Source organism: Psychroserpens mesophilus (assembly GCF_050617655.1).
Classification (GTDB): Bacteria; Bacteroidota; Bacteroidia; order Flavobacteriales; family Flavobacteriaceae; genus Psychroserpens; species Psychroserpens mesophilus_A.
Genome location: NZ_JBODQC010000004.1, coordinates 138,526 through 151,369, shown reverse-complemented (window position 1 = coordinate 151,369; position 12,844 = coordinate 138,526). Strand labels below are relative to the sequence as shown.

The 12,844-nt window shown below is 33.1% G+C and carries 15 protein-coding genes; 7 read left to right on the top strand and 8 right to left on the bottom strand.

Annotated elements, in window-relative coordinates; genetic code table 11:
• Window positions 1-58 precede the first annotated feature (58 nt).
• The 3 genes from lepB to ACRHNM_RS09335 are packed head-to-tail and all read left to right on the top strand — an operon-like array spanning window position 59 to window position 2,595.
• Window positions 59-1,639: a signal peptidase I gene (gene lepB / locus ACRHNM_RS09345; RefSeq protein ID WP_431135901.1), complete on the top strand. Its 1,581-nt coding sequence runs from the start codon at window positions 59-61 to the stop codon at window positions 1,637-1,639.
• A 27-nt stretch (window positions 1,640-1,666) separates the two neighbouring features.
• Window positions 1,667-2,287 carry a WbqC family protein gene (locus tag ACRHNM_RS09340; protein ID WP_431135899.1) on the top strand — a complete coding sequence of 207 codons (621 nt, stop codon included), beginning with the start codon at window positions 1,667-1,669 and terminating at the stop codon, window positions 2,285-2,287.
• Window positions 2,287-2,595, top strand: coding sequence for a DUF6122 family protein (locus ACRHNM_RS09335; protein ID WP_431135897.1), 309 nt, complete (start codon window positions 2,287-2,289; stop codon window positions 2,593-2,595). The genes ACRHNM_RS09340 and ACRHNM_RS09335 overlap by 1 nt, the downstream gene beginning before the upstream one ends.
• Before the next feature lie 110 nt (window positions 2,596-2,705).
• On the opposite strand, the gene ACRHNM_RS09330 is transcribed toward ACRHNM_RS09335, so the two are convergent.
• From ACRHNM_RS09330 to ACRHNM_RS09300, 7 genes are all read right to left on the bottom strand, one after another.
• The gene (locus tag ACRHNM_RS09330) at window positions 2,706-3,728 is read right to left on the bottom strand and encodes an endonuclease/exonuclease/phosphatase family protein (protein ID WP_431135895.1); all 1,023 of its coding nucleotides are present in this window, start codon (window positions 3,726-3,728) and stop codon (window positions 2,706-2,708) included.
• 10 nt (window positions 3,729-3,738) lie between these two features.
• Complete coding sequence (locus tag ACRHNM_RS09325; protein ID WP_431135893.1) at window positions 3,739-4,614, bottom strand: rhomboid family intramembrane serine protease; 876 nt, start codon at window positions 4,612-4,614, stop codon at window positions 3,739-3,741.
• On the bottom strand, window positions 4,611-5,363 hold the full coding sequence (locus ACRHNM_RS09320; RefSeq protein WP_431136218.1) for a rhomboid family intramembrane serine protease: 753 nt from the start codon (window positions 5,361-5,363) through the stop codon (window positions 4,611-4,613). The genes ACRHNM_RS09325 and ACRHNM_RS09320 overlap by 4 nt, the downstream gene beginning before the upstream one ends.
• Window positions 5,364-5,373: 10 nt before the next feature.
• Window positions 5,374-7,233, bottom strand: a complete 1,860-nt coding sequence (gene mutL, locus ACRHNM_RS09315; RefSeq protein ID WP_431135891.1) for a DNA mismatch repair endonuclease MutL — start codon at window positions 7,231-7,233, stop codon at window positions 5,374-5,376.
• Complete coding sequence (locus ACRHNM_RS09310) at window positions 7,233-7,520, bottom strand: riboflavin synthase subunit beta (protein WP_431135889.1); 288 nt, start codon at window positions 7,518-7,520, stop codon at window positions 7,233-7,235. The genes mutL and ACRHNM_RS09310 overlap by 1 nt, the downstream gene beginning before the upstream one ends.
• 352 nt (window positions 7,521-7,872) lie before the next feature.
• Window positions 7,873-8,355 (bottom strand): 6,7-dimethyl-8-ribityllumazine synthase, encoded by a 483-nt coding sequence (ribH, locus tag ACRHNM_RS09305; protein ID WP_431135887.1) that lies wholly within the window; start codon window positions 8,353-8,355, stop codon window positions 7,873-7,875.
• Window positions 8,356-8,357: 2 nt separating this feature from the next.
• On the bottom strand, window positions 8,358-9,122 hold the full coding sequence (locus tag ACRHNM_RS09300) for a tetratricopeptide repeat protein (protein WP_431135886.1): 765 nt from the start codon (window positions 9,120-9,122) through the stop codon (window positions 8,358-8,360).
• A gap of 121 nt (window positions 9,123-9,243) precedes the next feature.
• Here ACRHNM_RS09300 and recF point away from each other — a divergent pair, with 121 nt between their 5' ends.
• From recF to ACRHNM_RS09285, 3 genes are read left to right on the top strand one after another with little or no spacing between them, the layout of a single operon-like run.
• Window positions 9,244-10,323 (top strand): DNA replication/repair protein RecF, encoded by a 1,080-nt coding sequence (gene recF / locus ACRHNM_RS09295; protein ID WP_431135884.1) that lies wholly within the window; start codon window positions 9,244-9,246, stop codon window positions 10,321-10,323.
• Window positions 10,324-10,325: 2 nt separating this feature from the next.
• Window positions 10,326-10,748: a lipocalin family protein gene (locus ACRHNM_RS09290; RefSeq protein ID WP_431135882.1), complete on the top strand. Its 423-nt coding sequence runs from the start codon at window positions 10,326-10,328 to the stop codon at window positions 10,746-10,748.
• A 14-nt stretch (window positions 10,749-10,762) separates the two neighbouring features.
• A complete protein-coding gene (locus tag ACRHNM_RS09285; protein ID WP_431135881.1) occupies window positions 10,763-11,059 on the top strand; it encodes a DUF721 domain-containing protein in 297 nt (98 codons plus the stop codon).
• Window positions 11,060-11,294: 235 nt separating this feature from the next.
• Here the strand turns inward: ACRHNM_RS09285 and ACRHNM_RS09280 are convergent, their stop codons facing one another.
• Entirely contained in the window at window positions 11,295-12,227 is a 933-nt protein-coding gene (locus tag ACRHNM_RS09280) for a peptidylprolyl isomerase (protein ID WP_431135879.1), read from the bottom strand.
• A 154-nt stretch (window positions 12,228-12,381) separates the two neighbouring features.
• On the opposite strand from ACRHNM_RS09280, the gene ACRHNM_RS09275 reads away from it, so the two are divergent.
• The gene (locus tag ACRHNM_RS09275; RefSeq protein WP_431135877.1) at window positions 12,382-12,840 is read left to right on the top strand and encodes a hypothetical protein; all 459 of its coding nucleotides are present in this window, start codon (window positions 12,382-12,384) and stop codon (window positions 12,838-12,840) included.
• The last annotated feature ends 4 nt before the right edge of the window (window positions 12,841-12,844 follow it).

Here is a 12,844-nt window from a genome sequence, read left to right as displayed (position 1 = left end):
TGTAATTTAAAAGTAACGTTTTAAGATATTTTTCAACCAACAACTCAAACAATATATTATGACGATAACACAGTGGTTAATTTTCATCTTGATAATACAGATTATTCACGGACTTGGAACATGGAAACTCTACGTTAAAGCCGGACGACAAGCCTGGGAAGCTTTTGTACCTGTCTATAATTCTGTGATTTTAATGAAAATCATCAACAGACCTTGGTGGTGGACCATCTTACTATTTGTACCTATAGTTAATCTTATCATGCTTCCTGTAGTTTGGGTGGAAACCGCAAGAAGTTTTGGAAAAAACACCTACCAAGATACCTTTTTAGCAATTATAACTTTAGGGTTTTACAATTTTTATCTCAACTATGCTGCAGACGTTTCGTATGTAGAAAATAGAGATTTACATCCTAAATCAAGTTCTGGAGACTGGGTAAGTTCTATTTTATTTGCTATAGTTGCTGCTACTATTGTTCATACGTATTTTATTCAGCCGTTTACAATTCCTAGTTCGTCATTAGAAAAATCCTTGTTGGTTGGTGATTTCCTTTTTGTGAGCAAATTTCATTATGGAGCCAGAATACCGATGACGACTGTTGCAGCTCCAATGGTTCATGACACTATTCCTGTGCTCAATAAAAAGTCATATTTATTTGATGATCGCTTCGAAAAAAGAAACAGCTCTTGGAAAAACAAACTCCAACTGCCTTATATGAGATTACCATGTTTTGAAAATATTGAACGTAATGATATTGTCGTCTTTAATCAGCCAGCAGACACGTTACTAGACATGAATGATTTCAATCCAGATCGAAACTATTACAAGCCTATAGATAAGAAAACGAATTTGGTAAAACGCTGTGTTGGCATACCAGGTGACTCTCTGGAAGTAATTGATGGTTATGTATACATCAATGGGAAGAAAAATGAATTACCTGATAGAGCAAAACTACAATTTGCATACGATATTGAATTGAAAGGAAACTATACTGGCCAGCAAGTTCTTGAAGCTTTAAAACGCTATGACATCACTGATAATCCATATCAAGTAGAAGATGGATCTATTGTAGTTCAGGCAACGGAAGCATCTGTCGAAAAAGCCAAAAACAATCCCTATTTTGCAAGTATTACGAGACGTGTTACTCCCGAAGGTACTGACAAAAATCTTTTTCCGAGAGATCCACAATATCCTTGGAACTATGACAACTTCGGTCCAATTTATATACCTAAAAAAGGCGCAACAATTGACTTAAATTTGGACGTTTTACCCTTGTACAGAAGATTGATTTCAGAATATGAACGCAATTCACTCACCGTAAATGGCAATCAGATTTTAATTAATGGAACACCTGCTGACTCCTATACATTTAAACAAGATTATTACTGGATGATGGGAGACAACAGAAACAATTCTATTGATGCCAGAGCTTGGGGATATGTGCCTTTTGATCATGTTGTTGGCAAACCTGTCTTTATTTGGATGAGTTGGGACGGACTTAAAAATCCGCGTTGGGAACGTTGGTTTACAACTGTTGGTGGAAGCGGAAAAGCGACATCTTACCTCATTCCTTTCTTAATATTATTATTTGGCTGGTTAGGTTTTAATAAATGGCGAAAACGAAAAAAAGCAAATAGCTAATTGCTTTTTAAACTTTAAGAAAGACGAATGAAAGTCTTAATACATCCTACATACTTTCCCAGTATTGCTCATTTTGTAGCAATGGCAAAGGCTGAGACTCTTGTCTTTGAAATTAGTGATAACTATCAAAAACAAACCTATAGAAACAGAGCTACTATTTATGGTGCAAACGGAAGATTAGATTTGAACATCCCTGTTCATTACACCCAAAAAAATCGTCAACTATACAAAGATGTAAATATCTCTAACATTGACAACTGGCAGGATTTACATTTAAAATCGTTAGAATCTGCTTATAGTGCTTCCCCTTTTTTTGAGTTTTATATCGATGATTTAAAACCTTTATTTGAAGTTGAAGCTAACAATATTATGGACTTTAATTTCAAGTGCTTAGAATTTATTTTCGAATGTCTTCAATTACCATTTGAATATGAAACAACGCAACGTTTTCAAAAGAAACCCATTAACACTTTAGATGCAAGACCTTTAGCTAACAGTAGAAAAGAAATTGACCAAAACTTCACACCTTATGCTCAGGTATTTGATGACAAACATGGTTTTCTACAAAACTTAAGCATTTTGGATTTACTCTTTAATGAAGGCCCAAACACCACTATATATTTAGAATCTCAAAAACTACATCTATAATGTTACAACCAATTGCTCATTACGGAATTCATTTTTTAGTTCCTTTATGGGTTGCACTTTTATGTTTTAAAAATCAATGGAAAATAGCCTTTGTGATCATGATTAGTACAATGCTAATCGATTTAGATCATCTTTTAGCAACTCCAATATTTGATTCTAACCGTTGTAGTATCAATTTTCATCCACTTCACTCCTACATTGCTATTGCCGTATATGTATGCTTGGCAATCCTTAAAAAAACAAGAATTTTAGGTGTTGGTTTATTAATTCATATTCTAGCAGATACTGTAGATTGCTTGATGATGTAGAATGCTGTTTGTTGTTTTGTAAAAAAATTCGAAAAGAATTCAGTTTACAACACTATAGCTTAACAAATCAACGACTTAACGCATAACAACTAAACAGAAAATCAAGTCCTCTATTTTTCCAGCTTAACTTTAGCCATAACAGGATAATGATCAGATAGCTTAACGTCAAAAGTTTTAAAAGAATTAACTTTAAAGCTTTGATCAACAAGAACAAAGTCTATCCTCACTGGAAAAAACTTGAAATCAAATGTACGTCCGAAACCATTTCCTGATTGCTTAAAAGCGTCTTTAAGGTCTCCTTTAATTTCTTTATATACATAAGAATATGCCGTATTATTAAAGTCTCCGCAAATTATCATTTTATAGGGACATTCCTTTTTATGCATTAAAAAAAGTTCAGTCTGAAATTGTTGCATTTTAAAAGTGCTGCTCACACGCTTAAATAAATTTTCAGAATCTTCATTCTTTAATTTTTCAACAGTGGGATCAATTCCTAAAGATTGCAAGTGAACATTATAAATTCTAATGGTATCTGAACCTTTAACTATATCAGCAAAAATAGCATTATTAGACGTGTTTGGAAACTCAATAGAACCAGAATTTATGATGGGAAACTTAGTCAATATTGCTTGACCATTTTTAACCTGCTTGCCAGATAACTCTTCATATTTATAATAACCGTCAAGAGTAACCTCAGCATCTGGCCTATATTCTTGTATACATAATATATCTGGCTGCTTTTCAATAATAAAATTAGAAATGTCCTGCTTTATATTTGCGTCTTTTATCCAATCGAACACATTGAACAAGCGTACATTATAATTCATTACTGAAATATTCTGACTGTCATCTACATTTTTAGATGAGGAAAATTTATACAGAGAAAACACATGATTATAACCAATAGTAAGAACGATAAGCGACAACAACAGCTGGCGTTTCACATTAAGCAACCAGTACACGGCAAATAGAATATTAATAATAATTAGCGCAGGTACAGCTAAACTCAATACAGATAGAATTGCAAATTGTTTCGGAGCCATATAAGGCAACACATAAGATAATAACAAGGCAAATGCCATCAATGAATTGACAACAAATATTAACTTGTGAAAACCTTTAAGATTTTTCATTTATGAATAGCTAGTCTTTACCTGCTTTAAATAGAAATGCTTTTTCTTCTTTGGTTAAACTATCATAACCACTTTTACTTATTTTATCGAGTATAAGGTCAATCTTTTTTTGATTATTAAACTCACTAAACTGCTCTTTATTATGACCAGCAAATGGTTTCTTTTTATTTTTATGAACGGTCTTAAGTGTTGGTTTTTGTTTAAAAAAGCTTGAAATCCTATCTATAAACTCTCCAAAACTTTTACCAATATCTTTTCCTTTAAGTAATTGTGTTGCATATAAATATCCTAATAGGCTTCCTCCAAGATGAGCTACTTTACCACCTTGATTTATTCCAAAAAGACCAACAAAATCAATAACAACAATCGCTAATCCAATATGCCATAATTTAATTTTAATTGCAAAGAACTGAGTTTCCCGATAAGGCATATAAGCGCAAATAAAAATTAGTAACGCATTAACACCTGCTGATGCACCTACCAACGAACCTACTTTAGATGATAAATGCTCTGGCATAATATTGTAAACTGATACATACGCCAATCCTCCTGCTATGATACCAAGAAAATAAATGCTTAACGATTGGTTTCTTGGAAATAAATTAACCATGGTTCTGGATACAAAATACAGAACAATCATATTAAACAACAGGTGAAACGGTCGATAGTGTAAAAAGCCATAGCTAATAATAGACCATGGTTGCACTATAAAATCTAAAAAATCCTTTGGTAACTCTAACCAAGTTAAAGTCGATTCTCTCGGAATTTTTAAGACAACAGCAATCAACCAGCTTGCAAAAAAGATGATAACATTAACAGCAATAATCTTTTCAAAAATATTAAGGTTTTTAAGCTTGTCTTTTATGTCGTATGATAACGAGGTCATCGATCCCAACGATTTTGATTAAACTGATTTTTTTTCCAGTACCACATAATGATAAATCCTGTTAACGCACCTCCAACGTGAGCCATATAAGCTGTATTACTTGGACTAAAAAACGATTGACCAGTAAGAGCAGAAATGACATCTAAAAGGATTATCCCAGGAATAAAGTACTTGGCTTTTATAGGAATGGGCAAGAAAATCAACATGAGCTTTGCTTCAGGATTCATCATTCCGAAAGCGGCTAAAATTCCCATAATACAACCAGATGCTCCAACCATGGAAGCATTATACATAGGAAATCCTTCCTTTAATAAAGCTAATTGACTTTCAGTCACACCTTGAATAAGTTCATTTGTAGTAAACATTTGAGTAATCTCTGTACTAGTTAATCCACTAGAAATTAACTCTGAATACAAAGGCATATAATTAAAATAGTAATAGCCTAATTGAAATAGTACGGCTCCAAATCCCGCAGACATATAAATGAACAAGAACTTCTTACTTCCCAATTGTGCCTCAACAGCTGTACCAAACATCCATAAGGCGAACATATTGAATAAGATATGAGTTACTCCTCCATGCATAAACATATGTGTAATGATTTGCCAAGGCTGAAATAATTCATTTTTAGGAAAGTACAATGCAAACCATTGATAGAACAACTCTCCATTACCAATGGTTAGTGTTCCTACAAACATAATTACATTGATAATAATTAAGTGTTTAACGGTATCTGTAATGCCTCTCATCATAAATTAATTACATAAATTTTTTATCAAAATCATCTACACTCATCGTAATAAATGTGGTTCTGTTAGTTGGTGAAACCGAAGGTTCCTTACAGGCAAACAAACTATTTACCAAGTGTTCTTGTTCCATATTTGTTAGCGTATGCCCTGTTTTAATTGCTAAACTTTTAGACAATGATTTAGCCAATAAGTCTGTTGAACTAAAATTACTATCTGGCACTTCTTGCTCGACATCACTAATAAGTTGTTCTAAAATAATAGAAACTTCACTTTCGGGTACATTTACAGGAACGCCTGTTATTTCAATCTCACTATCTTCAAACTTTGAAAACACAAAACCTGTATGTTCTAAATCTTCTTTTAATTGTTTTAGCAATTCCATTTCAGAAGACGAAAATTGTAATTGCAATGGAAACAACAACTGCTGACTTACAGCTTCTTTAATCATCGTATGCTTTAATAAGCTTTCATAAAGTATCCGTTGATGCGCACGATGCTGATCGATAATCAGCATACCAGATTTTATCGTACTTATGATATATTTATTGTGCAGTTGATAGGTTGTTTGCGTAGATTCAATTGCATGCTTTTCATTAAAAAGTGATTGACTTTCATGTTGACTTTCTACTTGAATCTCACTGAATTCTTGTGTTGTTTTCGTGCCTTTACTTTCAAGTCCGACATATAAACTTTCCCATTGTGCAGCTGCTTCTTTTTTATATGGCATAGAAAAACCACCAGATTTGCCTGACAATCTTTCCTCTTGAAACGGATTGAAACTTCTATCGACTTCAACAGTTGGGTTAGATACGTGTTTACCTTCAAAATTATAAGGTGTATCAAGGTTTTTGTCACGCTCAAAATCCAGCACTGGAGCAATATTAAACTGTCCTAAACTATGTTTAACAGACGACCGTAAAATGGCATATAGTGTGTGCTCATCGTCAAACTTAATTTCAGTTTTTGTCGGATGAATATTGATATCTATGGTTTTTGGATCAACCGTAAGGTTCAAGAAATAACTTGGGTGGCTTCCTTCTTTAATTAAACCTTCAAATGCTGAATTTATAGCATGATTAAGGTAAGCACTTTTAATAAAACGGTTGTTAACAAAAAAGAATTGTTCGGTTTTTGTTTTTCTGGAAAACTCAGGCTTACCTACAAAACCTGATATTTTTAAAACTTCTGTTTCTTCTTCCACAGGAACAAGTTTTTCATTAGTTTTTGTACCAAAAATATTCACCACTCGTTGTCTGTAATTGCTCTTTGGAAGGTTGAAATTTTCACTTCCGTTGTGGTACATCATAAAAGAAATATCAGGATGTGCCAGAGCTACACGATGAAACTCATCAATAATATGCCTTAATTCAACAGTATCTGATTTTAAAAAATTTCGCCTTGCAGGAATGTTATAAAACAAATGTTTAACGGCTACAGACGTTCCCTTTGGTGTCACAACAACCTCTTGAGATTTTATGTCGCTACCTTCAATTTCAATTTGAGTACCAAGCTCATTTTGTTCTTGCTTGGTTTTTAATTCTACATGAGCAATAGCAGCAATACTTGCAAGAGCTTCTCCACGAAATCCTTTAGTATTGATACTGAACAAGTCTTCAGCAGAACGAATTTTAGAGGTCGCATGACGTTCGAAACTTAATCGCGCATCTGTTGTACTCATTCCTTTTCCGTCATCTATGACTTGAATTAAGGTTTTTCCAGCATCTTTAACAATAAGTTTAATACTTGTAGATTCAGCATCAATAGCATTTTCAAGTAATTCTTTAACTACTGAAGCTGGACGCTGTACGACTTCGCCTGCTGCAATTTGGTTAGCAACATGATCTGGTAAAAGTTGAATAATGTCTGCCATTAGCGGTCTGAAAAGAAAATAGAGAGATCAAAATCGATGACAAATAAAAACACTAAAATTAAAACACCAACAATAAGCATGATGCGTCTGTTAGCACCAGATGTATCTTCATTGTATTTATAATCCTCAAAAGCATTATTAATTTTAGTTTTTAAACCTTTATCACTTGTAGCGGTAACGCGATACTCATCAAACTTGTGTTTAAGTTCATAAGGATTACCTTCACCTTTATAATATCGAGGTGTATAGCTGTATTTTTTGTTCTTGCGTGTGTGTAGAATTCCCATAATTATGATATTTCGTAGTGACTTAAAAGTAACCAAACTGCAATTATCATTCCTAAAACAATTAATAATAATACTAATTTGTTAATTGATTTACTTCTGTTTTTACCTTGATTTCTAACCGTTTTCCATTGCGATCTGATAGTCTCATCTGAATTGTTCTCAGAATTCCTTAGATGCCTAGGTATATAACTGAAGCGTTTATGTTTTCGTTGCTGAAATAAGTTCACTGCAAAACCTAATAGATGTTATATCCCAAAAGTACTGAATTTACAAGGAAATATAGAGATTGAAGTCCTAAAAATTGTTAACATCAGCTGAAGTTATAAAAAACTAAAACCAACTAAATTAAAAATTACTTTAAGTTTAAATCTGCCATTTTTATGGCAGCTATTGCAGCTTCGGTGCCTTTATTACCATGCTTTCCTCCAGAACGATCTATAGATTGCTGCATGTTATTATCGGTGAGTACACAAAAAATAACAGGAGTATTGGTGGTTAGGTTTAATTCTTTAATGCCTTGCGTTACACCATCACATACAAAATCGAAATGTTTAGTTTCGCCTTGAATCACACAGCCTATTGCAATAACAACATCGACATTTTGAGTTGTCATTTTTTTGGAGCCGTAAATCAACTCAAAACTTCCAGGCACATCCCATTTAATTATATTTTCAGGTAATGCTCCACAATCAATTAATGCATCTAAAGCACCTTTATAGAGTCCGTTAGTTATAGTATCATTCCATTCTGAAACAACAATCCCAAACCGAAAATCTTTCGCGTTTGGGATTGTATTTTTATCGTAATTTGATAAGTTATGGTTTGCAGTTGCCATATTTAGTTCTTAGCTTCTGCTCTTCCTATAAATACATCAATATTAGTAGCTTCAGCAGATTTAGAAAATTCTTCTTTTATTCTTTTGAAATATCCTAGAGCTTTATCAGCTTGACCAAGTTCTAAAGCCACATTAGCCGCTTTAAACAAATACATTGGTGTTGTATAATCATTAGTGGATGCTGCAATTGCTTTTTCATAATATTCTAAAGCATCTTCTGGTTGGTTCAGTTGTACAAATGCATCGCCAATACCACCTTTAGCAACAGGATCTAAAACAGCATCATCAGTATTAAAATCACTTAAATGTTTAACCGCATTGGTGTAATCCTTGAGATTTAAATAGGCCATACCTGCATAATAATTAGCAAGGTTTCCGGCTGGTGTACTACCATATTCGTTAACAATATCCAACATGCCATACTTTCCTTCACCACCATTTAATGATAAGTTGTATAATGAATCTTTAGCAGTACCATTGACAGCCTCTTCAAAATACTTTTGAGCTGTAAACATCTCATTCATAGCCTCATCTGCGTTAGGTTCAGCAATAAATTTATTGTAGCCTAAATATCCTAATACTATTGCAGCAGCAAGACCAACAACAATAAAAATATTCTTCTGATTCTTAACAGCCCAATCTTCAGCTTTAGAAGCTCCTTCATCTAAGGTATTAAAAACTTCAGCAGTTGTTGAGTTTTCTTCTATAGCTTCAACTTTCTCAGCTTTTGTTTTTGGTTTGTAACCTCTTTTCTTATAAGTTGCCATAATTCTATATTTGTGCCCGCAAAAATAAAATTTTTATTGGGATTTAAAAGGTAAATTATTTGTTATTTTTACTTCTTCTTACTAAGAACGAAACCTAAACACGAATATTCCTGTCTGTTTTATGATTTTAAAAACCCTCAGCCTGGTCAATTACAAGAATTTTGAAAGTCAAGATTTTGAATTTGATGACAAGATTAATTGCTTTGTTGGCTTTAATGGTGTTGGAAAAACAAATGTGCTGGATGCGATATACCACTTGTCTTTAGGAAAAAGCTATTTTAATCCTGTGGCCACTCAAAATATCAAACACGATGCTGAGTTTTTTGTTATTGATGGTATTTTTGACAAACAAGAACGTACAGAAAAAATTATAGTATCGCTTAAACGTGGCCAAAAAAAAATGATTAAACGCAATGGTAAAGCTTATGAAAAATTTAGTGATCATATTGGTTTTATTCCATTAGTAATGATTTCTCCTGCAGATCGTGATCTCATTATTGAAGGTAGTGACACACGACGCAAGTTTATTGATAGTGTCATTTCACAAAGCGACAAAAGATATCTCAACCATTTAATTAATTACAATAAGGTATTATCTCAACGAAATGCTCTGCTTAAGTATTTTGCATTAAACAATACTTTTAACCAGCAGACTTTGGAAGTCTATAACGAACAACTTCACACATATGGCTCTGAAATTTTTAAAACGAGACATGAATTTCTGGAAGCGTTTATTCCAATTTTCAAAAACCGCTACGAAGCTATTAGCAATAACAATGAATCGGTAAACCTCATTTACAAAAGTGATTTGTATGATGACGACTTAAACTCACTCCTGTTACAACGTATTAATAAAGATAAAGCTTTGCAATATACAAGTGTTGGTATTCATAAGGATGATTTGAGTTTTGAAATTGAAACACATCCCATTAAAAAATTTGGTAGTCAAGGACAGCAAAAATCATTTTTAATTGCATTAAAACTAGCACAGTTTGACTTCGTTAAGCAACAAAGCGGAGTAACTCCCTTATTGCTTTTGGATGATATTTTTGATAAATTAGATGAACAACGTGTCGCACAAATAATTGGCTTGGTTGACAATGAAAATTTCGGACAATTATTTATAAGTGACACACATGCCGAACGTACCGAAAATGTTGTCAAACAAATTCATCAATCGTATAAAATATTCAAATTATAACTATGAATTTAAAACACATCTGTTTCGTTATTTTTTCCTTCATCATACTGAGTTGTTCTAAAAACCCGGAAACATTAATACCTCATCTTAATGGTTACTGGGAAATAGAAGAAGTCACACTATCTGATGGTTCAAAAAAAACCTATACGTATAATGACACGGTTGATTACATTGAAATTACCGACAGTTTAACAGGGTTTAGAACCAAATTAAAACCGAATTTATCTGGCACCTATGAAACATCAACAAACAAAGAGCGCATTGAGCTTAAGATAGAAAATGACAGCTTGCATTTAATGTACTCTACTCCTTATGCGAAATGGAAAGAAACCGTTTTAAATGCTAATGAAGAGCAATTATTAATCGTAAATGACAATAAAGATATGTATCTTTATAAAAGGTATGAGCCAATTAATATTGAATAATTTATCAAATCAGCATGGCAAAACGCAACAATGAACACCTTCCTATTAGTGATATTTTAAAAGAATTTGTCGACACTAATAATCTTCAAACTGGCTTAGATAAAGTTAATGTAAGAGATGCTTGGGCTAAAATGATGGGAAATGGTGTCAATAACTATACGACTAATATTGTCTTAGAGCGTGATACACTCTATGTACAATTAAGTTCTAGTGTATTGCGCGAAGAATTAAGTTATGGCAAAGAAAAAATCATTAAAATGTTAAACGAATCTTTAGGCAAAGAGATTATCAGCAAATTAGTTTTACGTTAGATTTTCACCAAATTTAAGTTATAAAAAAGCTGTCTGAAAAGTAAAATTCATTTAAAACTATATCATTGAGTATAGTCGAAATATCTAAGACATTACTACTATAGATTTCTCAACTCAACTCGAAATGGCAGTTTAAAATACTTTTCAGACAGCTTCCTATCTTTTTTATGAGACACTGAAACAAATTCAGTATAAGTGACTCACGCAATTTTGATTAACAAAATTGGTTCGCTACTTACTTGACATCCATCAATTCAACATCAAACACCAAAGTTGCGTTTGGAGGAATAACACCTCCTGCTCCAGCAGCACCATAACCTAAATCACTAGGAATGACTAAACGAGCTTTATCACCTACGTTTAACAGACAAATTCCTTCATCCCAACCTGGAATAACCTGTCCGACACCAACTTGAAAATCTAATGGTGCATTTCTTTTATACGATGAATCAAATACAGTTCCATCAGCTAACTGACCTTTATAATGTACTGAAACCATTTTACCAGCTTCAGCAGCTTTACCATCTCCTTTTTGAATGATCTGGTAACGTAATCCGCTTTTAGTTTCCTCAAAACCTGCAGCCAGCTTGTCTAATTCTGCTCTTGCAGCTTCACGTTCAGCAGCTACTCGCTTTTCTCTTGCGCCTTCAAATGTTCTGAATGCTTCAACTGCATTAAAGTTTTCGGCAGCATCACCAACTCTTATGATTTCTAAAGTTTCAATAACATCACCTTGAGCAATAGCATCAACAACATCTTGTCCTTCTTGAACTTTACCAAAAACAGTATGATTGTTATCTAACCAAGGCGTTTCAACATGTGTGATAAAAAACTGACTTCCATTAGTTCCTGGTCCTGCATTTGCCATAGACAATACTCCTGGTCTATCATGTTTTAAATCTGGATGAAACTCATCGTCAAATTTATAACCTGGATTTCCAGTACCTGCTCCTTGAGGGCAGCCACCTTGAATCATAAAATCTGGAATAACTCTATGAAATTTCAATCCATCATAATAAGGAGTTCCCTGAGGCTTAACAGAATTCTCCAAATTACCTTCAGCTAAAGCAACGAAATTACCTACTGTTCCAGGTGTTTTTTCGAATTCTAAAGCGACCAAAATTTCGCCTTTTGTGGTATTAAATTTTGCGTATAAACCGTCTTGCATCTTGTTGTATTTTAATTAAGGTGCAAAGATATGAAACTAAGTTAGAAGTGCGAAGCTAGAATTACATTTTGAAACACAATACTTTGTACTATGAAATAGGTTTGATTTTGGTTTTGTCTTTAATTCATTTAGCTTTGACAAAAATAAGTATTGAATGAGTTTTATAACCAAATTAAAAGCAGCCTTCGGAAATCCTAAAGCCATGGAAAAGCTTCATGTTGATGACCACACTGAAGTTATTATTAAAGACATAGACAATGATCCTTTTGCGATTTCAGAATCTAATGTGCTATATGCTGGACTTAATGAATTAGGAGGTTATTATTTTTTTCAAACCGTTATTGTTGGTACATTTCATATAAAAACGGTCAAAGGCGCACAACTTAAAGTGATTGGACATGATTTTGAATTATTACTGGATTCAGACACGATAGAATTAGAATCAGACCATTCAAATGTATCTAACAGAAGTATTTCTAAAATAGACTTTCAAATTGAAGAAGCTGATGCTGCTAAAATAGATCGTTCTACCGTAAAACAACTTGTATTGACATGCAAAAATCATAAGATTATTTTTTCAGTATATGACTTAATTGATGAGGAAGAAGAATAAAATA